Below are 23,905 nucleotides of genomic sequence, written 5' to 3' on the forward strand. Positions count from 1 at the left end.
CGGAAACACAATGTCTGCGAGAAGCCCGCGGCTCAACGGCCTCCAGACTGAATTAAAAAGGGGGTGCATCAAAAATATGTTGCACCGCAATCAGGCAGGAATCGGGCATCAAGCTTGGGCGTCGCAGCCCATGGCCCATGGGAATCCCAGCAGGTGGGGGTGGATCGAGCGAACCGGATGGACTGCAAAGACGAAAGGCCCGGGTAAGGTTGACGGAGAATCGTCCCGGAAATCCAGCGCCGGCAACTATCACCCTGATCCGTCATCGGGCCTTCGCGGACGCCATTTCGCCGTCGCTCGTCAAGCTACGTCGCTGCTGTCCGGCCGTCCGACAGGTTGGTCGCATCTAGGGATTTTCTCCGGACAGGCAGCACCGGAAAAAATGGCCGCCGGCGCATTTGTGTTTTTTGAGACAAAAGGTGGCTTCAATACCCATCCCCCGCTTGCTATCCTGCCGCTTCGAAGAGATGCCCGGCGGTGTCGGGCACGAAGATAGCTATTGCCTTTTGAGAAAGCAACGAATTCGATCTCTTTGCTCTTTCGTATAGCTTCTACGGCTCAGGCCAGCAAGATGAACAGCTTCTTCCCAATTTTTCAGCCTTCCGCTCGCGGCCAGCGTAGCAAGCCACGAAATAACCCTTTCAAGGTAGTCTTGTCTCGGCTCTGTCAATTCCCGCAGCAGGGCAGAAGTAGACTTTCTGGCTTTAGCTGTAGTTACGGGCAATGCTGCAGTTCCGACAATCTTGGCAGTAGTCGCCCGAACAGGCGGATCCATCTGAATTACTGCGCTCTTGGCTTCGCGAATCCTGTTGTGAATTGATTCCTTTCCTGCGGCATCATAGGACCCACCAGAACGCCATGACCGATGCTTACGATTAAACGTGAGCAACCATGCCCGGTCCCTCTGACGCAAGGTTCTATACACACCGGGATTGCTTTGACAAGCTGAGGTTATGCGACTCTCCGAGGGAGCCCTCTCCACCAAACGGCGCCACGTTGAGCGTAGTTTCCCCACTTCTGCCAGCGGCATCGTTTCAACACGCCGGACATATCCCTCCTTACGCGCCCAACCCAACGCAGTCGACTTCGGTATATTCAATTTCCGTCCGCTGCTTATGTAAGTATCACCTCGCGCCAGCAAGGTACAGAATCGCCGCATGTATCGTGGCCCATAAGCGAACGGCGTCAGGCGCATCAAACCACGTTGTGGTTCGTCTTTAGCTCGATAAGAAATCCCACAGGAACATACAACCTTCCACCCGCCTGATCTCCTCAGTCCCCCAGCAAATTTATAACCATCGCCGCTTCTATGCAGAACCCCGGTGCATTCAGGTAGCTCAGAATTGGAGGGAATTATATGCTCGCCCTGACGGCTGTGCGCTTCCTGGCCTTTCCCGTCGGCATGAATCGCCGGCACCAACGAACCTGGCGATTTACAGCAGTAGTCAAGAAATGAATCCGCCGCGACAAACATAAACGGGTGAGGAAATTGTGAAGCACTTGCACATCCCGAAATATTGTGGGACCATGTTGTAATCTTCTGCGCGTCCATGCCGGTTAAGTGACAAAATTCTGGGCCGAAATATCTTAACCAGTTCCTAATAAGCGCCGCCTTAGTTATCGTGCCATCGGGACGCAAAAATCCCAATCTTATCAATAGCTCACGATATGTTTTTGCCTGCCGGCATGAGTGGCCGGTCATCCTTTGTTGTGCGCTCCTTGTAGCGACGTCAACGATAGCATCTCTTTCCAATGACGACACCTGTTTAAGCACTGCCTCATCCGAATTTCGCCTTAAACTTGATACCGTGGGATCTAACGAATTTTTGGAAAATTGCTGACCTGTCGCTTTCAATATGCTCGAATGAAGAGAGCAGCAATACACTCCCGATAACTGGTGATCAATTTTCCAAAACGGAGTAATATTTTTACTTCGCCATTCACTCAAGCATTCTTCGCAGTATCGTAATTTTCTAACGACCTCACGCGATAAACCGCCGTTATATTTCATCACCTCCTTCCCGCTATCGGGAGGAGCAAGTAGTTTAAGCAGCAGACTATCTGTCAAAAAGTTTGATGCCATCATAGTAACGTATTGAAATTCTGTATGGCGTCTAATTATGGCCTCCCCATCCATACCCCAGTAGGCACCTGTCTGTTCAGCGAAGTAAGACATGGCGCTGGGAAGGCGAGTGCCTGGCGAACAGGCATAGCCGAAAAGCAACCGCCTTAGAACTACTGTAGAACTGAGACCCATATACTCTGCGTAGCGTCCAATGCTGCTTTCAAGGGTTTCGCCTTCATTAGGCGGAAACAGTGCGATAGCCATTGCATCTCTCCCTATCAGTGCCACTCAATACAGGAACGTCACGCCCGCAGAACGCCGGCCCAAGCTTCCTCGCTCTCGGAGCTCCTGCCGGTTTCAACAACTTCCGTCACCAGAGCTCTGCACTTGGGGAATTCGGCGCGTTGGTGCCGATTTTTCCCCAGGGTGTGACCCACAATTCGAGTTCGTACGACTGTCACATTCCTAAGGCCAAGGTTGTCCCGGTAGGACAGTGAGCCTTCAGGCTTGCGACAGCCAATTTCATCACTGACATCCCGGTTACGGGATGATCTTCTCCGTGGATTTCGGTTCGGAGCTCTTAAGCGAGTCTGCGGGCCCCTTTTTTATAAAGTAGCGGCGTGCTGCTTCATTGCTCAGATCTTGCGAGGAAGCCGCAGGATATTCCCGTTGAACAGTGTCGACAAGCGACGACGCCTGTTCCTGCGGTACTCCAAGCAGCATGAGGCGTGACACGGCATGAATCGCCGACTCATTTTTCTCATGCTCCATCGCGGCCTGGTAGTAACCGTATCGTCTCGCCTCCGTCTCCATGGACTCCACGACGTCGTGCAATGTATCGCCCAGCAAGTCGTCGTATTCAATCATCCGCGCCCTGTTACCGGAGCGGATTGCATCGAGCATCGGCCTCAGCGAAGCCATCTTTTCATCGAACACTTCGCGGAAAATCTTTCCAGATAACCTCTCAGCTCCAGTGTAGATTGCGGCGTACTGAGCCAACTGGAACAGAGGAACGGCTACGCCGGGAAGACCTTGTGTAAGGACCTTCAAATATTTCCGCACGCTCTCCGACAAGTCAGCTGCATTAGCAAGCCACTGGTACTTCTGCAGTTGATTGCAGAACCGGCGCCAGTCGTCGTCGTTCGTTATTCCGTTCCAGTTAGTCACACCATGACTGCTAATACGCCGCGCGGGACGTAACGTCTTACGGAAGAGCTGGGCGGCCTTCGGTGTTCCGCTGACGATAACGGGTATCCCGACCACATTGGTGAGATTGACAAAGAAGTCGAAAAGAGGGTCGTTCTTCGCGACTGCATGCAAAGCATTCTGCATCTCGTCAAGAACGATGAGACCAGTTTGATGAAGACGGGTAATGCGATGAAGCTTGTTTGCGTAATCCGCCAGCGTAGCCCTGTTGCCGACCTCCTTCATATAGTCGGTCCCAAGCAGGTCGTCAAAGGTCAATATAAGAAGTTTGAGTGTGTCTTTAAGGCTGGCACTCCGTGGGCAGTCTATTTTTATCCAGACAACCTGATTGACGCCGTATTCTTTGTGATGAATCACTTTCGGTAACAACCTTAGCGCAGAATACAATATTGTGCTCTTGCCGCCCCCCGATTGACCGAATAATCCAAAGCAATAAGCATGGGACCTTTGGTGCGGATATACGGCCACGAGTTTCCCATCACAATTCTCCCTATACCGTTCCCCAATGCCTTGAGCAACATTGCCCTGAATATTTTGATTGACGTAGTGCTGGCGAATGATGAGCTGTGTAGTGTTTACCACTTCGAGATGAGCAGGAAACGCCACGACAAGATTAGAAAGGCGTCCTATTGCGTGCAATCGGTATTCCTCATTTCGCGTCTTCTCACTTTCATTAATGACGACAGGCACGTCGATCGCCCTTAGGAGCTCTGTGTTATTCCAGATCGGCCCCAGGGCAGAAATCAGCTGATTGCTCCTGTACTCCGGGAGCAATCTGTCACCTTTGTAGTACACCGCCTCCACCGCCTCAACGCATTGCCTGACAGGCTCAAGTACGCGCGATCCTGCATCAGACACTTGTTTCTTATCCAAATCCTTGATAGCCATCTTGCCCTCCTATTCACCGATTGTCGCAAGCAACTTGCGGGCGCGCCGTTCACGAAGCTCCTTCGTGGTCATCCGGCTCGGATCGTCCAGCGCGATACTGCTCTTGTTCCCTGACTTCTCATAAGCGTCTCCTTCATCGTCATATGTCTCTGGTGGCTCCACATTCGTGCGGCCCTCCTCTTGCTGAATGTTATTCAGCGAGTTCTTGAGCGACGCCCGTTTCCTGCGTTCCCCCGATTTTTTCCTGCCATCCAGCCGTTTAGCCCCCGCCTGGACGGACCGCTCCATCTGGCGCATTTCGTCCATATCACTTATGTCTGGGCGCGTCATACCGGCTTCTTCCAAGGCCCGTGAAGTTTTCGAGCTGGCGTTCTCGGCGATCTTCGCGATGTTGTAGTCCGTCATCGCGCGGTCCGGCTCAGCAGCTTCCTTAGTCATGCCTTGATTTGTAGCGTCCAGCTCGTTGTAGAGCGACTGTTCCTGGTAAGTTATCCCGCGAAGTGGGTCGATTTCATGATCGGAAATTGGGCAGGAGATCGGCTCGCCCAATCCAAAGAGCTGGATGGCGCTGTTGTCAGCGGAGTCGTATCCGATTTCGACCATCGACTCGGTTTTCTGGCCTCGGAACATGGACTGACGTTCGAGGAGCGAAAGCGTTGGACAAGCGTAATGCAGCCCGTTGTGGCAAATTCCCTTACCATCTATTGGGACTGTCGATGTCGGCATAACCTTCGCCCGAAAATCGGCCACATCGACGTGTCTCCCACACCCATTTATCTCCGTGCCGTACGCCCAGAGATTTAGGGGTGTCGGAGCAAGTCCGCGTTCAACCATCTCCGGGGGTGTGGGATAGCCACGGATGATCCGGTTGTTGTAGTTCAGCACCGCATAGCAGACGACCCGCCTGAACTCCTGAATGTCGAGCGGCGCGTCATATGCGGGGTGTTCAACACCACGTTCGAATGATCCTTTTTCGACAATCCCCGGAACGAGCGCGTTCCAGATGGCCGGGATGATTCCAAATCGCCGCTCCATTATGCTTCGAAGGTCCGGACGATAAGCCGGCGCATTCGATACCTCTACGCGAAAATACGTGATGAGGGGATGTGCCTTATGAACGCTGCTGACCTCTCCCTGGTCGGCATAAACGATTTCGCACATGCGACTTGCGTCCCATTGGCTCTCTTCGATGTATATATCCAGCGATCGGCAAAAAGCGACCTTTGGACTGATTGCATTGGCAAGGGCCATCATCGCCCCGTCCCAGCACGGTGGGTCGAACGTGAGATAGAACCCGACGACCATTGCCGAGTAGTCGTCGACTACGAGATAGAGAACCGGCCTGCCGATAACCTTGGTCCGCAAGACTTGACCCACGAGGTAAATATCTGCGATCGTCGCGTCAATGTGGAAACGCTCGCCGGGCCCTCTCGACGTTCGAAGTCGGCCAGTCAGTGGGCGCTCGTGAAGCAGATATTGTCTGCCAACCTTATGGATGCGTCGTTCCTCATAGGTGTAGTTTTGATAGATGTAGTATTGCAGCTGTCTTGCTGTCAAAACGATACGACCCTTGAGTGTCAGTTCGAGCATTTCCCCCTTGTCGTTGTAGACCACCCTATCACGTAGAAAGGTCGACCGTATCCAGCTTAAGGCCTGCTCGAGCGTCTTCTGTGATCTCGTTCCTTTCGAGTACGCGAAAGAAGCATAGTAGTCAGCTGCCAGCGCCAGCAACCGCAGCACTTCCTTCCCCCGGGCTGAGGCCTTCATTTTCCTGCGTTTTGGTGTCGACCCACCTGCTTTTTTCCACTGCCGCGGATTCCCTTTTCCGCCGCACCGGTCGTAATCATCAGAGGCCGCCGCCGGCGTCATTCCCTGCTGCCAAAAGCGCCTAAGCGTTCTATAAGAAGTGTCTTCCGATATGCCCGCAACTGCGCAATATCGCAAAATTCTTGTCCTGCGTGTTTCCTTGTGAAGCAACTCTTCAAACTGATCTCCGTAGATCGAAGGCGAAGGCTGCGTTCCGTCATCATCGAACGGGAGGTCGAAGGTCAACAGTCCCGTGATGATCTGCCAGCCTCTTGACTTGGTCGGATCATCGGCAGTTTCCTGGAATTTTTCAGACCTCCGCGACGGGGAGAAAGCCAGTACACGCCTCCGCTCGGACACATTACCTGGGTGCTTCGGCAGTTTTTCGAGCGCGAGTTCAGGCTCGACATTCGTGGACAGTCGCAGCAGCAGATCGTCCGTTCTAAGCTTAAACGGTAATGCCCTTCGGCAGGATGCCGACTTCGCCTTATGCTCGATGTCGATCAGATGGGTCCATCTAGAGCTCTTGCCAGTTTTCAACACAATATAGATGCGGTCGCCGGCGCGCTCTTTTAGCACCTCACCAACGGCGACCGTGCATGGACACGTCGATTGCACTTGCATTCGAGCCTCCTTTAAGATGACCGTCCTAACGTTCTTTCTTTGTCGGGTTTTGGCCGCCAGATTTCTTCGAGGCGTAAGTTCAGAGGGTCAAGAACGGTGAGGTCAAACGCCAACAGTTTGGCGCCGGCGAGTTGCCGGAAGGCGCGTACGCCGGAACCTGCAGCAAGGGCAAATGTCCGGTCAATGAGTCTGCATGCCTCGATGACACGCATCCCTTTCTGCCGTCGGACGAGGCGAAGGAACTCGTGCTGCGCCACTATTTCGCCGTCAGACAGTTTCCGCTTGTACGTGTCGTTGTACGCCCGGAAGATCCAGGCCAAATTTTTGGAACACGATGCATGCATGCCGTTGGCCCGGACCACCGAGTACGAGGCTCCATCGGCTTCCCAGGTCTTCTGTTCGATCCGTTGCGAACGCGTCAGCCTGCCTTCAGTTCGTCGGCTATAGGACTTTACGGACTTCGCCTCGCGGTTATGGAGCGCCCCTCGTTCCGTGACGTAAACAAGGTCGGTGCTAAGCACCGCTGCGTAACCAATCCGCGGATAGATCGGATGAGGTACATCAATTGATGCAGCCGCTCGTTGCGTTTTATCGCGGTCAAGAGCAACATGTTCGTAGATAACCTTTACGTCATTGCGGTACCAACCTGCGAGAAATTCCGCGTGCTGCGCCTCGGACATTAAGTGCAACTCCCCAAGCGCCGCCTTCTCGCAAAACAACCGTGTTTTGATTCCGGACCCTCGCATTTCCCCCGTATGCCGCCACCGGTAGTGAAACCCTTTGCTGTTTGCGTTGTCCTGTTCCTTGAGCTTGCGTACCAGCGTTGACTTTTCGTTTTTTAACGTTTTCTTCGTCATTTGAGCCTCCAGCACGAGAAGCGCCGGATGCCGTGCTAAGAAGCATCCGGCGCAGAGTTGGAAAGACAGCCTCTCGCTGTGGACCACTGGTGTGACGAAGCAGCACCGATCAGGCGCTGCTTTGCCCCTATGGGACCAGCGATCTTGTGGACCAGACGATCACCGCAAACGACGCTCTTGCAACAATCGGCCAATTGCAAAATCGTTGCGGTATGCGGCGGTACATGCGACCCGCCGCGCTGCCTCCCAAGCAAGGGCTGAAGAGTCCATAAGAGCATCAATTCGTGCCGGGTCGACATTCAGTTTCTTCGGTCCCGAATGGTCCGCGGGGATGCTAATCGTCGGACGCAAAGGCTCACTGACGGCGTAAGTAGCCACGGGCTTCTTTCGATTCGCGTCACGAGTTTTGGGAGGCTTCTCAGCGTTCGAGCTGGAGGACGCGGATGCGCTCCCCCGGGGTTCGAAGGAGAGCTCCTTCAGCTTGAGTCCGAGGCTCACTAGGACAAACTTGAGCAGCTTAGCCTGCGTTCGACAAGGATCAACCGCGCAGATGATCAAGCTTCCACGAGCGACGATAATTGCAATCAGGACCGCCGCCCGGATTAGGTGCTGACAATCCTCATCGGGGGCATCCAGCGCGATGACCTCTGCTTGCCTAAAGGGTTCTCCCGTCGCCAATCTCTCCAACGCGGCGTCAAGGCTCACTGACACGGTGTTTCTAAGCAGGCAGTGCCCATGGGCAATCAGCCGATAACGAGGTGAGATGCACGCGACATGGTTCGCCAAACTGTCCAACTCCAATAGGCGATCCCCTGACCGCGCGCCGTTGAACATGAGAACCTCGGTTGGAACGTCATCGCGACATTCAACGGGAGGGCTGGCGCGGCGGAAGTCGTCTACGGCAGTTGCAGGCTGCTGCAGGACTGCAAATTGCCGATCGAGCAGCCTGGAATAATCCGGCGACCCTCTCCGCAGCCCTGCAGGGCTTCCTCGGCCGACAATGGCCTGATCGTGCACTTGCGGGCAATCATTAGACGAAAGCATATCCCTTCTCCTTCGGAGAATGGTTGACAAATCGCCTCGTCCGCGCGACCATAAGCGCTGCAACCAAGCAGTACATGGCTCGCTGTCCGGGGCCGACAATAGCGGATGCCCCGTCCCGACGGGGCATCCGTTTCTCTTTGTGCGGGAGCTTTTTGGCCGCACCTATCCCTTCCGCGCGTTGCGTAACAATCGGACATAGACGTCCGGGTCACCGAGTCGCCGGAAAGCAATCTCTCGCTACATACCTCCTTTCGCACTTGCGAGTCGGCGGTCGAAAATCTGCCGCTGGCTCACATGTTTTGCGTCGTCACAGTTTCATCGGACCCACCGCTTTGCCGCTACCGCTGGTGGAGATGAAAGCGTTGGAACTGAGGCGTCCGCGAGTCGATCTTCCATCCGAGCGACCGACCACAATCCCAAGCAGAATGCAGAAGAGCACATCTTTTTCAAAGCTACAAGAGGTAAATTTCGTCGGTGGATTAAGGTGCGTTAAGACGTATGAGATTTATTCGTCATAGCGTGGAGTTCTTAAGCTACTCTCCGATTGGCAAGTAGGCCCGATTCTCATATCGCATGATATTTTCATGCTATATGTTCCAAAGACGCAATTTCACGCGCGGCCGTGCGGGCTTGTAATTTTCGATACGATGTGAGAATGGTGATAGAAGCCAATTTCTGATGGATGATTGCCGTCGCGGCAATACTCTTCGTACATTCCTTATTTCTCGATAGACTATGACTTGGCATCCTCGTGACGTTCATTTTAATAGTTTGTTATCCTTATCAGTTAAGGACTTTCTGGACATCGGCGAGTTCTATGCCATATGTTAGGGTGGAAACGTGTGCACCGTCCTGACCGGGCCGCAACAATTGGCTTGCAGCCAGCGCCAGCAGACAAGATCTATTGAAGCTTAATCGGCCCACGCGACGTGAGGGCATTTTCAGCGTAGACGGACACTGCATTTTCAGGAGCAGGGGAGACATGCACTAGGACATCGTATGGGGACTCCTGCGAGAAAAACTCACAGAAGCGGTCTGCTAGCGGTCCGACTCTCAAAGCACTTTTTCTTGCACTGAGCATCAGAATGATGCGCCGCAACGTAAATGTTCCTCGCCTTGCGCCCTAAAATCTAGTGCTATTGACGCATTGCACAAATATTTCCGTACTCTCGGCAGGAATGGGAAACGCACGCCTTCTGCCGTTGGCACGGCCGCATTATTCGGGACCTGACGGACGAGGTACGGGCGCAAATTCGACCTTTCGGGACGCTCGGTGATAATGCGCCGTATGGCGGTTGCAGGTCACTTTGAAGCCATTGGCGATCAGTGCTGGCGAATGTGATTTTTCGCAACATGCGAATGATCGCTCGCGTCCGGAACGCATCTCAGCATGCGATCAAGGCATCTGAATCGGGTCGCTTTTCAGTGACCCCATCGGAACGATGGAATTCGTTTGTCGCACGCTGGGTTCCGCTCGCCATCCATCGACCGACGGTGCCCACGAAACGCCCGGGCTCTACCCGTCCACCGGGTTGCGTCTCCGTGCTCTGCAGTCCAATAATGAGGCGATCCTCATCTCGCGGAGGAACAAGTGGCTCATCTGCCATATGGAACTCGTGGGGTACGAGATACAACGAAAAACTCGGGTCCGACTAAGAAGAACGCGCGCGATTCGGCCAATGCTGACGCTCGTGTGTCGACGCCGACATGCGTGCTTACGGGCGCTCACCGGCCGTTCGCCGAGACGGGGCTACGAACGGTTCAACGAATGCGTACTGTCGACCCACTCCGGTCAGATTGCCTTCTCGAAACCGGTCAGTCAGCTGAATTCAGTTTTTGCGAACCGGCGTGCCCCTAAGCAGCCGTTGGCGACTTCTCCCGATCGGCCAACTGCGGCCGATCGTCGATTCCGCAGACTGGCGATTTGAAAGACTGGTTTGCAGCTCAGACCTGACACCGGACACAGATCATACTTTCACCCAAGAGGAGCAAACGAAAAGTCGCGAACAATTCAACGACATTTAAGTCGCTACATCCCGACGGCGCGCCGGCGCACGCCCAACAATCCGTCGTTCTTCGCTACCAAATTGTCGGGCGCTGATCGCTCACCGCGGCTGTAACGATCCGGGCTTCAAAGCCCCAACTCGCTCAGTCCCGGATGATCGTCCGGTCGACGGCCCAAGGGCCAGTGATACTTGCGCTCGGATTCCTTGATCGGCATATCGTTGATGCACGCATAGCGGCGTTGCATGAGACCATCCTCGCCGAACTCCCAGTTCTCATTGCCGTAGGAGCGGAACCAGTTGCCCGAGTCGTCGTGCCATTCGTAGGCGTAGCGCACGGCAATGCGATTGCCGCCGAACGCCCACAGTTCCTTGATCAGACGATACTCGTGCTCCTTCTTCCACTTGCGCTCGAGGAACGCCTGCGCTTCCGCTCGATTGTTCGCGAACTCTGCGCGATTGCGCCATTTCGTGTCGAGCGAATAGGCGAGCGCGACCTTGGCGGCATCGCGCGAATTCCAGCCGTCTTCCGCGAGACGGACTTTCTCGATGGCCGTCTCCAGCGTGAACGGGGGAAGCGGCGGGCGAATTGCTGCGGGTGAAGTCATTTCGGATCTCCGTGTGGGGTACAGCGCGTTGCTGGTGCTCGACGTGGAGCGCGGCCTCGGCATCGTGCAACCCGAGAGGGCAAGGCCGCCCGAAGCAAGCGCGGCACCGGTGCTCAGTAAGAATTTTCGTCTTTGCATCATTGGATTCAGAACGGCTTGGTCGGCAGATACTTGCCGTTGAGCGTGATGACGGCACGCTCGCCGCCTTCCGGGTCCGGCACCTTCTGGATATCAAGTTTGAAGTTGATCGCGCTGATGATGCCGTCGCCGAATTTCTCGTGAACCAGCGCCTTCAACGTCGAGCCGTACACCTGCACCATTTCGTAGAAGCGGTAGACGGTGGGATCGGTCGGCACGCCACCCGGAATGCTGCCACGCACGGGAATGGTTTGCAGCAGGCGAACGGCGTCGTCGTCGAGCCCGAGGCGTTCGGCGACGAGCTTCGCCGCATTCTCCGGCAGCGCATGCTGACCGAGTAGCGCGGCTGTCGTGTATGCGAGGCTCAAGCCCGTGCCTTCGTTGATGGCTTCGAAGGTGAGGTTCTTGCGCACCTTCGCGTCGACGATCGTTTCCGTCAATGCTTCGCGTGCCTTCGGTGTGACTTGCGATTGGGTCATGATGTTGCTCCTTGGGTAAAAATCAACCTGGTGAGATCGACAGTCGGTGTGACAAGCCGGGAATCAGAGCGCAGCCACGCACTCGGCGGGCGTCGCGGTGACATCGGGATGCGCAGCGAGCGGCACGAACTGGCGGGTCGCGGCGTCGAGCGCGTCGATCGAGCCGGATTCGATGTCGTAGACCCATCCGTGCAAATTTAGGCGGCCTTGCGCGAGTCCCAGTGCAACTGAGGGGTGGGTCTTGAGGTTGTCGAGCTGGGCGATGACGTTCTCGCGCACCATCGAGTCGACGCGCTCGCGCTCGCCCGCATGTTCACGCGCCTCGTTGACGAGCCTCGCCGAGTCGGCATAGCGCAGCCAGTTCGCGACAGCGGGCATATGGTCGAGGCACTTGCACGTCGCGACGGCCGTCATCGCGCCGCAGTCCGAGTGGCCGCATATCACCACATCCGTCACGCCGAGCGCGGCCACCGCATATTCGACCGTTGCCGACACACCGCCGGGCTCAGGACCGAACGAAGGCACGATGTTGCCGGCATTGCGGATCACGAACAGATCGCCCGGTTCGCGCTGCGTGACCAGTTCGGGAACCATGCGACTATCGGAACAGGAAATGAACAGTGTGCGCGGCGTCTGACTGGTGGCCAGCTTGCGGAACAACTCCCTGCGCGCGGGCATGATGTCCCGCTGAAACTTCAGAAAACCGTCGATGATCTCTTGCATGGTCTGCTCCATTCAATCTGGCGTTCGTTGCCGTGTCGCTCAAGTGCGATGCGTTGAACAGAGAATGAACCTGTTCCGTCATAGTGTCCAAGACGGGTTTATGATGCGCACCATAGGCAACACCAATAGTTATTCGAGGACGAGGAATTCGCCATGCTGTTGCGTCATATCCGTTATTTCCTGGCTGTCGCGGAACACTGCAATTTCACGCGCGCCGCCGAGGCGCTGCACGTTTCGCAGCCCACGCTGTCGCAGCAGATACGGCAACTGGAAGAGACGCTGCGCACGCAGCTGCTAGACCGTTCGGGGCGGAACGTGCAACTTACGGATGCGGGCGCGGCGTGGATGCGCTATGCGAAGCTCGCGCTACAGGATCTGGATGCGGGCGTGCGGGCGATACATGACGTCGGCGAACTGAGCCGCGGCAATCTGCGCCTTGCCGTGACGCCGACCTTCACGGCGTATCTCGTGGGGCCCGTGATCGATCGTTTTTACGGCCTGCATCCCGGCATCGCGATCGACATTCAGGAAATCACGCAGGATCAGATCGAAGCGCAGCTCGCCGACGACAGGCTCGACGCCGGCATCGCGTTCGAGCCCGTCCACACTGCGGAAGTCGAAAGCGAGCCGTTGTTTCGCGAGACGCTGAGCCTCGTCGTCGGCGGCGGCCATGCGCGCGCGACGCGCCGCAAGCCGCTGTCCGTGCAGGACTTCGCCAACGAACGGCTGGTGCTGCTTAACAAGGCGTTCGCGACGCGGCGTTACATCGACGAATACTGCACGCAGAACCGGATTCTCCCGCAGGTTGCCATCGAGGTCAGTTCGATCAGTGCGATCGTCGAAATCGTGCGGCGCGGGCAGCTCGCAACCGTACTGCCCGACGGCATCGCGCGCGAGCATACCGAGCTGCACCCCGTGCTGCTCGACCCGCCGCTGCCGACGCGCACGGCCGTGCTGCTGCAACGCAAGGACGCGTATCGGACGGCAGCGAGCAGGGCCTTCGTCCAGGTGTTGATGGAATTGACGGAGAACTTCCGACGCTAATGGAGATCGCGGCGCGCGACGCGCGAAGCGAAGAGATCGACACGTAACGCGCTCTCCGTTAGGACCGACACCTACGCCGCTTCGCACAACCCGCGCCGGTGGTGTGGGCATCGCAAAGCTTCAGCTGAAGAGCATGACTGTGCGGTGAGACGGTGAGGAGTGGGCGCTCGACTTCGGCCAGGAACTGGATTGTGGTTTACGCGGCGTTGAAGACAGCCGGGGTTGGCACTAAGCAACTCGAGCACCGGGCCTAGATTCGGCAATCGCGGGACGGAAGCTAGCAACGGCGCATTCCGAGAAGTCTGCAGTCTGGTCAGAAAACGGGCTTCTCAACCCATCGCCAGAACTATTTGCCTATCCTATAGAGAACATAGGATATCGGTCTTAGACCCTATAGCCGGATTGATGCATTCTTGCTCCATCGTCACTGTTTCTTTGGAGAGAATCATGAAATCTCGCTTCCTTGCGGTACTCGTTATCGCTGCATCTGTCACCAGCCCCGTTTTCGCAGGCACTGACACATCCGGATTGACTCGCGCCCAGGTTCACGCGGAACTCGCGCAACTGCGTGCCGTGGGCTACGACCAGTCTCGTGGAGAAGACCCCAACTACCCCGCCGAGATTCAGGCGGCCGAAGCACGCCTGGCAGCGCAACGCGGGGATGCGAGCTATGGCGGTGTCGCCGAGGCAGGCTCCTCGTCAGCGGGTGTTCCCAAGACTGCCCGTCACCTCGACAACGACGGCATGCAGCCAATCTATTTCGGCCAATAATGGTCCAACGGCACTGCGGATACTAGACGCCACGCGATCTGAAGTATCGCGCAAGTCCTGGCACGTCCGCGTGCTTCATTCTCGCCAGGTAACGATTCGCTCGCTAGTTTGCCTAGCGAACGAGCCGAACCCGGGCAATCGCGTCGCCCATCGGATATAGACCGGTCTACATCATATGAAGGTCGGTACTTCACGGAGACTGTCATGAGCCACTCACATTACGAAGTCGCTGTCCTTCATCAAGCTCTGCAGTCGGACGAGTCAAACTTAGCCACATGGCGCTGGTACAGCGATCTGGTCGACCACCAACGACTCGCGCTACGCCTCAAAGAAGACCAGTGGGTCGTCGCGATTGACGGCAGCGACTTTGCGTGCGCCGAGGGCCTGTACGCGGCGGTGCGTTGGGCGCACATCATGACGCACTCTGGCGGTTACATCACCTTTGCGGCGTAAGCGAGCGAAGTCCGCCATGTACACGGGCTAATCGCCAGATCGAGCGATCAAGGACTCGCAGCACAGCTCTTATCCAACCTTCGGCCCGGTCTCGGGTCATCCACTAACCACTGAGGTAATACCATGTCGACTAATACTGAAATCCGTCCGCCGCTCCCTCCTTTCACACGCGAATCTGCCGTCGAGAAAGTGCGCCTGGCCGAGGATGGCTGGAACACCCGCGACGCTGCCAAAGTGTCCCTCGCATATAGCCTGGATACTCGCTGGCGCAACCGTGCTGAATTCGCAAACGGCCGCAATGAAGCCCGAGGGTTCCTTGAGCGCAAATGGTCGAAGGAGCACGAGTATCGTCTCATCAAGGAGCTGTGGGCGTTCACTGGTAACAGGATCGCCGTGCGTTACGCCTACGAATGGCGTGACGACTCTGGTAACTGGTTCCGGTCCTATGGCAACGAGAACTGGGAGTTCCGCGAGGACGGTCTGATGGTGAGTCGCTACGCTTGCATCAACGATTTGCCAATCAAGGAAGAAGAGCGGAAGTTCCATTGGCCGCTCGGCCGCCGTCCGGATGATCATCCCGGCTTGTCAGATCTCGGCCTCTAGTAGCCAGGCTGATCGTGTCGCTTCGATTGGATGCACTCGGGGGAAGCAAAGGCAAAGGTGAGACAGCTTCGGGGACGGCCTCCCGAAGCTCGCAATGAAGGAGCAACCCCGCCCCCGCTTGGGGGTTCCTGGTCGTCTCGCTGGGCGGCGAAAATTATCTTGACCGGCCATGCTGCTTGACGCTGTCTATCTCGCTGTCCTTCTCACCTAGTCCGCCCTCAAGCGATTGCTGCCCTTGCTTCTGGAATCCTCTGGGCGTCCTCGTGTGGATACCGGCGCGGGCTGAACGGCGTCCTGTTTGCATTGGAAACAGAGATTCCTGATGCGATGAGCCTCCGCAAGAACTAGTCTTCGGCAGCGGATGGCTTGTTGGCGCAGGCCGTGCAAGTGGTTATCAGGCCGGATGACCGCTCATAGACCCAATTCGCTCTCTCAACTCGAATCCAGGGGATGACCGGGAAGGGTCGGGCTGCGTCAGTCCGCTCCCGAAACTCGTCGCCCGAAAACGGTCACTGAATTCAGCGGCCCGTAAGCGGCCAGTCGGCAGTGCGTACTCCCGACCCTCAGCCGCCGTTCCGCCTCATCTAGCCAGAACGGCGGCTTCCGAGGGCACAACCGCCACTCGCGGGCAGAGTTAGTGCCGACCGAGCACCCGCCATCTCGGTGCAGGCTCATCGAGGCGCTTCCCGTCTGCAGGATGCTTCGGGAACCCGCTGGAATCGTCCACTGGCTCCAATGGAGGAGGTGCTCACCACCGGGCCGAAACTAGAACGTGTGTCGAACGCCGACCGTAAAGGTGTTGCCGGTGGGGCGAGCGCTCAGCTTGTCGTAGGTGTAAATCGCGTAGATGTCTGTGCGCTTCGAGAGAAAGTGGTCATAGCCGAGAGACGCCGTATTGCGGAAGCCGTTGGTCGCAGGGGTCGGTCCCGACCGTTGCGTCCGCGCCCACTCGGCGAGCAGGAAATCGGCCGGTGTGAATGGGATGGAGAAACCCGCCTGGTACGTGTGGCTGCCTGTAGGCGTACTCACGTCACTTGTCATCGCCCACGCGCCATAAAGCGTCACGACCTTGAAGTCGTACGCTGCGCCCGCGAGGTAGGCGTATTGTGCGCCCACCGGCCCGGCTGCGGTGTACCGTACGCGCTGACCGGATAGCACTGCCGTGAGGCCGTGACCTTGATAATTCAGGTGAACGCCGAGGTTACTGACGCCGGGCGACCCCGCGACGCCACCGAGGCCATAAATCACCGTTGCGCCGAAACCTTTGAAGTCTGGCGTTGTGTACTTGGCGGTGTTATTCCACACCGTATCGCCGATAATCGTGCCGCCATAATTGGTCACGAATGTCTGAAGGACGAGCGGAGAAAAGACAGTCGACGAACTGAACGGATTGATGAGGGATTCGGCCGTATAGGTCGGATTTCTGTGGCGCCCGAACGTCAACTGACCGAAGTCGCCTTGAAAGCCCACGTACGCATTGCGTGAAAAGAACGGGTCTGTGGCATTGCGGCCCTGCGCGCCGTTTTGAGGCTGGAAGAAGCTCTCCAAGGCGAAGATCGCGCTAACGCCGCCGCCCAGATCTTCCTTGCCGCGGATTCCCCAGAATGAAGTGGTCAATCCGCCGCTGCCCATAAGTACCGTGGATTGCGGCGTGTCACTACGTTTGACACTGCCGACATAGGTGCCGACGATCCCATACAGTTGGACTTGGGAACCACTATCTGCGCGGGCGCTGACAGAGGTCAATGCGAGGCCCGAGCTTAGCATCGCTGCTACGCCAAGTGTGCCTGCAACGTTCCGTATCGAAGCGCGGGCCATGACCCGTTGTGCCTTTTTCATCTCGGCTGTCTCCATTCATCTTTTTATATGCGACCTCCACCGACATCCGATCAGGACTACGAACGGAAGGTCTGGGAGCGTTGTCGCTATCTGGCGAACCTGTCGCGCTGAAATTAAAGGTGTTGCGAGCCCGGAGGCTCCTTCCCTTGAGTCAATATCAGGAGAAGGAGCGACAAGGGATGCGAGCGGTTACGGGGAGATCTCTTCGAGCGCGCGATTGGTCGTCTCCACCATTCGCGAAGCCACGAAGAAGCCCACTGCGCTGACCACAGCGAACAGGATGAATACCGCAGCGATACCTTTCCCTGTTAATACGACGCCGACGATCGCGGGTGCGGCAGCAGAAGCGGCTCGCAGCCAGGACGTCGCGAGGCCCGTACCGATCGCGCGCATCCGGGTCGGATAGATTTCAGGGGTGTAGAGGTACAGCAGTACGGTTGTGGTCGCCATGACCGCGTAGGCCGACGATCCCAGGAACATCACGGACCACGCGCTGCCAGCGCCATGAATGCCCAGCACGGCGAGCAGAATGCCGCTGATGATGAAACAGGCCATTGCCCAGCGGCGGCGCCCGACACGATCAATCAACAACGCGCAGGCAAGCACCCCACACGTGCTCAGGACGTTCGAGATGGACGCCATGTGAAGCGACTCTTGCAGCGGCAGATGGTAGACAGTCTTGTAGAGGCTGGGCAGCCAGTTGTTGATGCCGTTCGCGACAAAGTAAGAGGTCGCCCAAAGTAACCACACTATGATGGTGCGCCCACGGTAGAACGGCGAGAAAAGTTCCTTCCACGATCCCTTCTGCTTAGACTGCAGGCCGTTCAAAAGGCTCACCACGCGCTCGTCAACCTCGGCCTTCTGCGTCTGCGTATCGAGGTTGCGCTTGGGCGTGCTGGCCTCCAGGCGCTCGATGATTCCTTCCGCCTTATCAAAGCGTCCCTTTGAGATAAGCCAGCGTGGCGATTCGGGGAGACGCGCAATCAGGAAGGCGACAATGATGCCCGGAATGCCACCCACGAGGAACATATACTCCCAACCGAAGCGTGGGACGATGAACGCACCCAACTGCGCGGCTGCAAGCAGACCCAGCGGGAAAATGAGTTCGTACAGGATAAAGAAGCGTCCTCGGCCATGCGCTTGCGACAGCTCGTTGATATACGTGGCCGCGACGGGCACTTCTCCGCCCACGCCGATGCCTTGCAGAAAACGCATCAAGAACAGCATGTGGAAGCTGCCGGTGAAGGCGCAGACGATGCTCATGGCTGACATCACACCTACCGTCACGGTCGCACTCGGTACGCGACCGATACGCTCAGCAAGCCAGCCGAACACCAACGCACCCACGACCTGGCCGAGATAGCCGGCGGCGATCAGCACGCCGATCTGGCCGGGAGAAAGATGCCAGAGACCCACCAGAACCGGCAGGACAAAAGCAAGCGAGAGCGCATCGAATGCGTCAAAGAGGGTCGCGCTGCCCATGATGATCCGGGCCTTCGTGTGCCACCGACAGAACGGTACGTTCTCGATCCGGAACAGCAAATTCGCCGCACGCAACCGCTCGCGCGTGGTGCGCGTTGCGCTCTCGGATTGACCAACGCCGACGCCATAAGCGGTCAAAGGGGTGTTCATGCTGTCTCCTGAAAAGCTGCATTTTATGGGCCCTCAGATTTCTTCTTGTCTTGAAGCACTGGTCGCGTTTCCCTATGGTTGTGTCGCGACTTCGGAGCTTTCTTGGTCGTTTACCGATCCTGTTGTGGGCGACGCGCGAAACGAGGCTTCGCGCGTCGCCGTTACCGCTCGACATCGATAGCGAAGCCGGGCGCCGCTCCACTACCGCAATGACGCTTTCAGTGCGCCGCTTTGTCGTCAGTCGACGAGGCCCGCCGAGCGAAGCGCGTCTGCGATTTCCACGTCGGCACCTTCGGCGAGCGGCATCAACGGCGAGCGCACCGTAGCGTGCTCGAGGATGCCGCGCGCCACCAGACCGTGCTTGAGTGCGACGGTGCCTTCCATGTGCGAGCCGCGGTGGTACACATTGCGTGTCACGGGCAGCAGGCGATCATGGATAGCGCGAGCGGCCTTGTAGTCTTTCGCCTTGCCCGCTTTGATCAGCTCAATCAGCGGTTCGGGGGCCAGGCCACCGTAGCCGACCAGCGCACCATCGACGTCAAACATCGTGTGGAGCAAATACTCGTCGTGGCAGGTGAGGATTTGCAGTTCCGGACGCTCGCGACGGATGACGGGGATTTCCGTGTCCCAGCGGCGCATGTTGCGCACGCCGTTCTTCATTGCGAAGACGCCAGGCTGTGCTGCGATGTCCAGTTGCGTGTCCAGGTTGTAGGTTGCCTTGGTGGCATCCGGGTACTGAAACAGGATGAGCGGCAGGCCGCTACCTTCGTAAATGGCGCGGTAGCGATCTTGCGGCGCCCCCTTCTGGTAGCCAAAGCGCAACCAGCCGTGCGACGGGTACACAAGACCTGCCGACGCGCCTGCCTCTACAGCGCGCTTCGCCTCTTCCACCGCCACTTCGGTGCCTTCCAGCGTGATACCGGCGATGACCGGGATCTTGCCGTCTACCGACTTGACGAAGCTTTGAATGACCTCAGCCTGTTCTTTCTGCGTGAGGAACGTGCCTTCGCCAGCGTGGCCAAGAACAGTCAGACCTTTCACGCCCTCGATACTGCCAAGCCAGGAACCCAGCCGTTGAATTGCTGCATGGTCCACTGCTCCATCACGGGTAAAGGGGGTAACAGGTGCCGGGACCAAACCGCGCAGATCGATTGCCTTCATGACGCCTCCAAATATGAGCTTTTCGGCTCCTCTTTCCGCAGAGGAGAGCCCGCTGGTTCTTTCGCTTCAGGCTGGAAACAACGGTGCATGCGTTGCAGTGTAGGGAGGAGCGGCCCATGCGAGAACTGCTGAAAGGGACATTTCAGCTATACTGATTTGGTATATCTCGATTGGAGGCCAGCGATGGACTACGCTGCCTGGAAGCTATTCATCGACGCGGCTGAGTTGGGGAGCTTGAGCAAGGTTGCCAATGCTTATGAGACAAGTCAGCCACACATCAGCCGCCAGATCGTCGAGCTAGAGCGATACTGCGGCGGCCGCCTGTTTCAGCGGACGGGGCGCGGCGTTGTATTGACGGAGCTTGGGGCGCGAATTGCCCCGCGCGTCAGAACGTGGCTCGCCAGTACCGAACAATTGTCCAACGACATCCGGAGCACGGCGGGAGAGCCGATCGGGGTGGTCAGAATCGGGATACTGCCCTCAACCGCTCATCCCCTTGTCAGCACCCTTTACCATCGTCTCAGGGAGCGTTACCCCCTGGTGCAACTGCAGGTGCGCGAAGGTCAAGGAGCGTTGTTGGAAACGTGGTTGGAAAACGGCAGCGTTGATCTCGCAATCCTTTTCCGAAACAGTCCGACACCGAAAGACGGTGATGAGTATCTGGTTGAGGCCGCCACTTACCTTGTCGGGGCAAAGGGCGATCCTTTAACCGAGCAGCGTACGATCGCCTTTTCGAAGCTCAACGGAATTCCGCTGGTCTCTTTCTGCCGCCCCAATAGCTGGCGCGACCGCCTGGAACAAATCGCTGGTGAACATCGGGTAACCCTTAACTTCGCGGCAGAAGCCGACTCATTGAGCCTGCAAGGGCACATCGTGGCGGACGGCGGAATCTACGCGTTGCTCGGACCTTACGCGATCGCGAATCTCGAAAAGGAATGTCAGTTGCAAGCGTCGATGGTGGTCGATCCGCCAGTACCGCGGTTCATTGCGCTGGCTATGTCCCCACATGGCGAACTAACGCTGGCGTGCCGCACGGTGATGCAACTCACCAAGGAAATCGCGCGATCGCGAAATTTGTCCTCGGACCTTCGGCTGGGCATGTCTGCAGCCTTCCTGCGATCCATCTGAGAAGCTTCTGCGGGCGCACAGTTCTGCTTGTGGGTGGAAATTCACTTTTGTACGGATGAGGGTAAATACCTAGATTTTGGCACATATAATTCGTGCCTCTGAGAAGCCCGACTAACTAGCGCCAAAAAGTAGGTTTTGTGATGAAACAGATATTCGTTGCGGGTACGCTCGCCCTGCTTGCCTCAGCTCCCGTCGCTTCGTTCGCCCAAACTGACGCACCAGTTACGCGGGCACAAGTACGAGCCGAACTCGTTAAGCTCGAAAGAGCTGGATACAACCCGATCCCCGATGATGTGGACTATCCTGCCAGGCTGCAGAAGGCCGAAGCTCGATTGCAAGCTGAGCAACCGGCATCCCTGCGCCAGGCGGCGACTAAAATTGGCACCGAGCAACGATGACTTGTCCTTTTGCCCGCTAGCCGGCGGACCTCGTTATGGCTGGCCGATGCTGTAAGCCTCACGAACTGGCCCTTCTCCATCGGTGAACCCGTCTCTTCCGAAGCTTTCCCAAGCGGTCGACCTTTGGCTCGGCGTTCTTGAATGGGCGCGACAAGCAAAGTGGTCGACCCGCCGCGCTGCTTGACGCTGTCCACTTAAGGCCCTTCCACGCTTGAATGACGCTTGGCGGACCGGTACCTGCCGTTCAAATGTCCATGGAAAGAGAGTCTCGATTGTCTCTTCCTGGCCGGGTTAAGGCAGTGCCCTCCGCAATTTGCTGGCCGGATACCGGCCATTGAGCGAGGGCGAACGACACCTCGGCCACCCAAACTGGACGACGACCTCGACCGGCCGCTCATGGCCGTGTTGAGACGGTGCCATCCGCAACACTGCACGCTTCGGTCTACGCTCGACCTTTGCGGACTGTTTTGCGGAACGCATTCTGTCGCTCGGCCTCGGCCCGCCTGTGCGCGCTGTCGTCGACGACCGGAACGATCGCGCCGCGTTGAAGCGGCTCGACGCTTACGTGCGAAGCGCGTCGCTCAAGGCGAGAGGCGTCCAGGCGACGATAGCCAGCGAGCTGCCAATATGCACGCCCTAACTAGGCGGCAGCCGCGAACGCCAGCCACGACGCACGACATACGAGAGTTCGCGCAGCTCGATCAAGGCGCGGCCCGCAAATCGACGCGGCGCGACTCGCGTGCATGGCGAATATCGAGGCGATGAAGTTGCCGCGACTGGGGCACGCCGCGACGAGTTTCTGAACACGGGTTTGCCCTAGCGTGATTGATCCCTTCAAAAAACAACGGGATCCGGGTAGAGTTCCGGCGCCTTTCCAAACATTACACAACCACATAACCTGGGGGACCACAAATGATTCGAATCGCCAGCTCTTTGTTTGTTGCAGCCGCATGCGCTTACAAAATGTCAAGGAAGATAACGATGAAATCAGATTGCCTAGTTGGAGCTGGTGGTGTCTTGGCCGCTTGTTTCTTGTCCGGATGTGCGGCTCCGACAACATTCAGCGACGAATCAGTCCATATTTCGACATCCGAGACGTCCGTTCATTTTGTGAGGGACAGCATCTCCGGCGCCCCCGTTACTCCAACGGATATAGTCAATGCCGTGGCTTCAGCGGCAAATGCAAACACGCACTTCCCGCTTCGCACGGAATATAAGTATCAAACCACAAAATTTTACAATTTCGAAGGCTTGTATACAACGCAAACCGCCAATCATATGACAGCTTCATATGCGCGAGGCGACACAAGAGGCGCAGCAATCCAAACGCCTATACCGTCTGCGCGACTCCAATCGAAAGTTTCTTTTTCCGTCGACGTAGATAGCGTCGGGGAAAGTTCGGCCAAAATCAAAATTGGCCCCGAAGCAAGTGTGAGGCTTTGCACGGAGTATCCCGAGTTAGCTGCGACTCAAACGCTTGCAGCTGATTTGCGCAGCGCACTATCCAGTCCAGAGAATTTTATCATCCACCGTTCCGCGCCTGTTAGCGGAGAAATTAACGTTCCATTCAATTCAGAATCGACATACGCTAACTTTCTGAGAAAACTAGGAGCATATCAGTTTAGCAAAAACGAGCCTAAAGCCAGTGATATAGAGAAGTTTGCGGCATACAATCTTCAGGTTGGAACTAGAAAGGTGCCGCTTTATGTCAATGTGATGCCTTACAGAAATGGATCGAAGGTGCTGTATAAGATGAATGTTCCTTATGAGCTTCGCGGCAATGGAGTTCAAACGATTGGGCTGAATGATATTAATGAGGCGAAGAAGAAGATAGCGGCTGTGGCAAACGACTAAAGTTTTGAATGCTGGCCCCGCTCTTTGCGGGGCTAAAAAAGGGCGTTCTCCTTGACTGCCGCGATGTCGTTGGAGACACACTCACCGGCATCTTGACAGCTTCGAAACTCTCACCGACATTCGCACTTACTGTAGTAGCTACACTAGCGCAAGCCGGGACATCCTTAGCATTGAAAGCGCCAAAGACGATACGCACGACCACGGTCGTTACTGACGACACTGTTCCTGTAAGAAAGGCGCGATTCGCGTGACCACGATCGATGGCGACAGGGATCTCTCGACGTGCTACAAACCCGACCGACTTGAACAGCTGATAAGAGCGGCGCGCAGCTACGTCCGCCGTTGGCCGACTGCTGCCCGACGCGGTCGGCTGTAGTCGACCCATAGGCGACGCTCGCATCGCCGTTGTCTCAAAGTCGGCAATAGGAGGGTAAGCCGCCCCCTCGCACCGACGTGCGACCGCAGCGGTTGTCTGCGGCACAGAGGACTGGGGGTGATGCCGCAGTGCCGCTGCCCGTTGCTTCTAGACGTAAAAACAACGCGTCACCCCGCGGTCCACGACGTCTTGCAACGCGTGTACT

Annotated in this window: 17 protein-coding genes; 7 read left to right on the forward strand and 10 right to left on the reverse strand. The window is 56.9% G+C overall.

Features of this window, described 5'->3' with window-relative positions; translation table 11 throughout:
• Positions 1 to 496: 496 nt before the first annotated feature.
• The 7 genes from AB3X94_RS34370 to AB3X94_RS34400 all read right to left on the reverse strand — a co-directional run bounded on the left by AB3X94_RS34370 (position 497) and on the right by AB3X94_RS34400 (position 12,441).
• A complete protein-coding gene (locus AB3X94_RS34370) occupies positions 497 to 2,329 on the reverse strand; it encodes a TniQ family protein (RefSeq protein ID WP_368613824.1) in 1,833 nt (610 codons plus the stop codon).
• Between the two features lie 276 nt (positions 2,330 to 2,605).
• Positions 2,606 to 4,159, reverse strand: a complete 1,554-nt coding sequence (locus AB3X94_RS34375) for an ATP-binding protein (RefSeq protein ID WP_368613825.1) — start codon at positions 4,157 to 4,159, stop codon at positions 2,606 to 2,608.
• A 9-nt stretch (positions 4,160 to 4,168) separates the two neighbouring features.
• Positions 4,169 to 6,589, reverse strand: coding sequence for an integrase (locus AB3X94_RS34380; RefSeq protein WP_368613826.1), 2,421 nt, complete (start codon positions 6,587 to 6,589; stop codon positions 4,169 to 4,171).
• A gap of 11 nt (positions 6,590 to 6,600) precedes the next feature.
• The gene (locus tag AB3X94_RS34385) at positions 6,601 to 7,446 is read right to left on the reverse strand and encodes a TnsA endonuclease C-terminal domain-containing protein (RefSeq protein WP_368613827.1); all 846 of its coding nucleotides are present in this window, start codon (positions 7,444 to 7,446) and stop codon (positions 6,601 to 6,603) included.
• A 3,175-nt stretch (positions 7,447 to 10,621) separates the two neighbouring features.
• Positions 10,622 to 11,101: a DUF1348 family protein gene (locus AB3X94_RS34390; protein ID WP_010808884.1), complete on the reverse strand. Its 480-nt coding sequence runs from the start codon at positions 11,099 to 11,101 to the stop codon at positions 10,622 to 10,624.
• 146 nt (positions 11,102 to 11,247) lie between these two features.
• Entirely contained in the window at positions 11,248 to 11,718 is a 471-nt protein-coding gene (cynS, locus tag AB3X94_RS34395; protein ID WP_368613828.1) for a cyanase, read from the reverse strand.
• Between the two features lie 63 nt (positions 11,719 to 11,781).
• On the reverse strand, positions 11,782 to 12,441 hold the full coding sequence (locus AB3X94_RS34400) for a carbonic anhydrase (protein WP_036661880.1): 660 nt from the start codon (positions 12,439 to 12,441) through the stop codon (positions 11,782 to 11,784).
• 153 nt (positions 12,442 to 12,594) lie between these two features.
• Here AB3X94_RS34400 and cynR point away from each other — a divergent pair, with 153 nt between their 5' ends.
• The 4 genes from cynR to AB3X94_RS34420 all read left to right on the forward strand — a co-directional run bounded on the left by cynR (position 12,595) and on the right by AB3X94_RS34420 (position 15,312).
• Positions 12,595 to 13,485, forward strand: coding sequence for a transcriptional regulator CynR (gene cynR / locus AB3X94_RS34405; RefSeq protein WP_368613829.1), 891 nt, complete (start codon positions 12,595 to 12,597; stop codon positions 13,483 to 13,485).
• 447 nt (positions 13,486 to 13,932) lie between these two features.
• The gene (locus AB3X94_RS34410) at positions 13,933 to 14,256 is read left to right on the forward strand and encodes a DUF4148 domain-containing protein (RefSeq protein WP_018437282.1); all 324 of its coding nucleotides are present in this window, start codon (positions 13,933 to 13,935) and stop codon (positions 14,254 to 14,256) included.
• A 204-nt stretch (positions 14,257 to 14,460) separates the two neighbouring features.
• Complete coding sequence (locus AB3X94_RS34415; RefSeq protein WP_342964143.1) at positions 14,461 to 14,709, forward strand: hypothetical protein; 249 nt, start codon at positions 14,461 to 14,463, stop codon at positions 14,707 to 14,709.
• A gap of 123 nt (positions 14,710 to 14,832) precedes the next feature.
• Positions 14,833 to 15,312 (forward strand): DUF1348 family protein, encoded by a 480-nt coding sequence (locus tag AB3X94_RS34420; RefSeq protein ID WP_368613830.1) that lies wholly within the window; start codon positions 14,833 to 14,835, stop codon positions 15,310 to 15,312.
• Positions 15,313 to 16,077: 765 nt separating this feature from the next.
• On the opposite strand, the gene AB3X94_RS34425 is transcribed toward AB3X94_RS34420, so the two are convergent.
• From AB3X94_RS34425 to AB3X94_RS34435, 3 genes are all read right to left on the reverse strand, one after another.
• Positions 16,078 to 17,151, reverse strand: a complete 1,074-nt coding sequence (locus AB3X94_RS34425; protein ID WP_368613831.1) for a porin — start codon at positions 17,149 to 17,151, stop codon at positions 16,078 to 16,080.
• A gap of 189 nt (positions 17,152 to 17,340) precedes the next feature.
• Positions 17,341 to 18,783 carry an MFS transporter gene (locus AB3X94_RS34430; RefSeq protein ID WP_184227210.1) on the reverse strand — a complete coding sequence of 481 codons (1,443 nt, stop codon included), beginning with the start codon at positions 18,781 to 18,783 and terminating at the stop codon, positions 17,341 to 17,343.
• A 237-nt stretch (positions 18,784 to 19,020) separates the two neighbouring features.
• Positions 19,021 to 19,944 (reverse strand): dihydrodipicolinate synthase family protein, encoded by a 924-nt coding sequence (locus AB3X94_RS34435; RefSeq protein WP_184227211.1) that lies wholly within the window; start codon positions 19,942 to 19,944, stop codon positions 19,021 to 19,023.
• Positions 19,945 to 20,127: 183 nt separating this feature from the next.
• Between AB3X94_RS34435 and AB3X94_RS34440 the strand changes: the two genes are divergently transcribed.
• The 3 genes from AB3X94_RS34440 (at position 20,128) to AB3X94_RS34450 (ending at position 23,324) form a co-directional block, all read left to right on the forward strand.
• Positions 20,128 to 21,072: a LysR family transcriptional regulator gene (locus AB3X94_RS34440; RefSeq protein ID WP_368613832.1), complete on the forward strand. Its 945-nt coding sequence runs from the start codon at positions 20,128 to 20,130 to the stop codon at positions 21,070 to 21,072.
• A 140-nt stretch (positions 21,073 to 21,212) separates the two neighbouring features.
• The gene (locus tag AB3X94_RS34445) at positions 21,213 to 21,470 is read left to right on the forward strand and encodes a DUF4148 domain-containing protein (RefSeq protein WP_368613833.1); all 258 of its coding nucleotides are present in this window, start codon (positions 21,213 to 21,215) and stop codon (positions 21,468 to 21,470) included.
• A 912-nt stretch (positions 21,471 to 22,382) separates the two neighbouring features.
• On the forward strand, positions 22,383 to 23,324 hold the full coding sequence (locus tag AB3X94_RS34450; protein WP_368613834.1) for a hypothetical protein: 942 nt from the start codon (positions 22,383 to 22,385) through the stop codon (positions 23,322 to 23,324).
• Positions 23,325 to 23,905: the final 581 nt, after the last annotated feature.

It is taken from the genome of Paraburkholderia sp. BR10923, assembly GCF_040948765.1.
In the GTDB taxonomy this organism is placed as follows: Bacteria; Pseudomonadota; Gammaproteobacteria; order Burkholderiales; family Burkholderiaceae; genus Paraburkholderia; species Paraburkholderia youngii.

Coding starts and splice junctions, on each gene's coding strand:
- AB3X94_RS34385 (WP_368613827.1), bottom strand. CDS start 7,446: ATGACGAAGAAAACGTTAAAAAACGAAAAGTCAACGCTGGTACGCAAG.
- AB3X94_RS34410 (WP_018437282.1), top strand. CDS start 13,933: ATGAAATCTCGCTTCCTTGCGGTACTCGTTATCGCTGCATCTGTCACC.
- AB3X94_RS34445 (WP_368613833.1), top strand. CDS start 21,213: ATGAAACAGATATTCGTTGCGGGTACGCTCGCCCTGCTTGCCTCAGCT.
- cynS (WP_368613828.1), bottom strand. CDS start 11,718: ATGACCCAATCGCAAGTCACACCGAAGGCACGCGAAGCATTGACGGAA.
- AB3X94_RS34380 (WP_368613826.1), bottom strand. CDS start 6,589: ATGCAAGTGCAATCGACGTGTCCATGCACGGTCGCCGTTGGTGAGGTG.
- AB3X94_RS34390 (WP_010808884.1), bottom strand. CDS start 11,101: ATGACTTCACCCGCAGCAATTCGCCCGCCGCTTCCCCCGTTCACGCTG.
- AB3X94_RS34430 (WP_184227210.1), bottom strand. CDS start 18,783: ATGAACACCCCTTTGACCGCTTATGGCGTCGGCGTTGGTCAATCCGAG.
- AB3X94_RS34400 (WP_036661880.1), bottom strand. CDS start 12,441: ATGCAAGAGATCATCGACGGTTTTCTGAAGTTTCAGCGGGACATCATG.
- AB3X94_RS34370 (WP_368613824.1), bottom strand. CDS start 2,329: ATGGCTATCGCACTGTTTCCGCCTAATGAAGGCGAAACCCTTGAAAGC.
- AB3X94_RS34425 (WP_368613831.1), bottom strand. CDS start 17,151: ATGAAAAAGGCACAACGGGTCATGGCCCGCGCTTCGATACGGAACGTT.
- AB3X94_RS34420 (WP_368613830.1), top strand. CDS start 14,833: ATGTCGACTAATACTGAAATCCGTCCGCCGCTCCCTCCTTTCACACGC.
- AB3X94_RS34450 (WP_368613834.1), top strand. CDS start 22,383: ATGATTCGAATCGCCAGCTCTTTGTTTGTTGCAGCCGCATGCGCTTAC.
- AB3X94_RS34375 (WP_368613825.1), bottom strand. CDS start 4,159: ATGGCTATCAAGGATTTGGATAAGAAACAAGTGTCTGATGCAGGATCG.
- AB3X94_RS34440 (WP_368613832.1), top strand. CDS start 20,128: ATGGACTACGCTGCCTGGAAGCTATTCATCGACGCGGCTGAGTTGGGG.
- AB3X94_RS34415 (WP_342964143.1), top strand. CDS start 14,461: ATGAGCCACTCACATTACGAAGTCGCTGTCCTTCATCAAGCTCTGCAG.
- cynR (WP_368613829.1), top strand. CDS start 12,595: ATGCTGTTGCGTCATATCCGTTATTTCCTGGCTGTCGCGGAACACTGC.
- AB3X94_RS34435 (WP_184227211.1), bottom strand. CDS start 19,944: ATGAAGGCAATCGATCTGCGCGGTTTGGTCCCGGCACCTGTTACCCCC.